Consider the following 757-nt stretch of genomic DNA (forward strand, 5'->3'; position numbering starts at 1 on the left):
TATCACTGTTTGTTGGGCTTCCTATTAGTCCTTTTTCCGTTGTGGTGCAAAAAATCTGGCTTTGTTACAAAATCAGTGTAAACTTTCACAATTAGGAAAGTTAATCTATCTCATCACCGGGAAAGTGTATCAAACTGTGAAAATATCATTTTTGCACCACAACCGCATATTACTATCTTTGTTTTTCTTTTTATTCTATTGTATCATTAGAAAGGATTTTTCGCAACGGAACCCGCTTAGGTATGGATAAATTCATACGTCTCCCAGGTGCTCTCGTTACACGTGTGATGACTTTAGCGGCTGGAAAACTCCGTTTGCATCTTTCACAATTGTACTTCCTGATCCTCCTGCTATGTTGAACTTCTGAACTGTCACAGTAAGGACAAGCTTTTATGAGTCGTTTTTCAACCATTCTAACTCCCTCATTCCCATTTTATAATGTTTGTAACAGGATTGCCGAATTCATCGAGTTCCCTTTGAATGTCTGTAGTGGTTATCTTCAGGTATGCTGTGGTAGTAGCCAAATTCTTGTGCTGAAGATACTGGAGACTTTTGCATAAATCCCTCTTTAGGAGATGTGTAGCTCTGAACGTCTCATTGTATGCGTGCCAATTTTCTTGTCTATATCTTCTTGGCAAAGTCCGTTTAGCTTCTTGTAAACCCAATACCTGTTCGCCTGCTTGTCTTTGTTTGAAAACATAACATAACCGGTTCTGGTGCAAAAATGATATTTCCGCAGTTTGATACACTTTCCCGG

1 pseudogene is annotated in these 757 nt (G+C 39.0%); it reads right to left on the bottom strand.

From position 1 onward, the window contains the following. Positions 1–422: 422 nt before the first annotated feature. Positions 423–757, bottom strand: a pseudogene (locus ASJ81_RS22870) (hypothetical protein); the annotation flags it as partial.

This window comes from Methanosarcina spelaei (genome assembly GCF_002287235.1).
Taxonomy (GTDB): domain Archaea; phylum Halobacteriota; class Methanosarcinia; order Methanosarcinales; family Methanosarcinaceae; genus Methanosarcina; species Methanosarcina spelaei.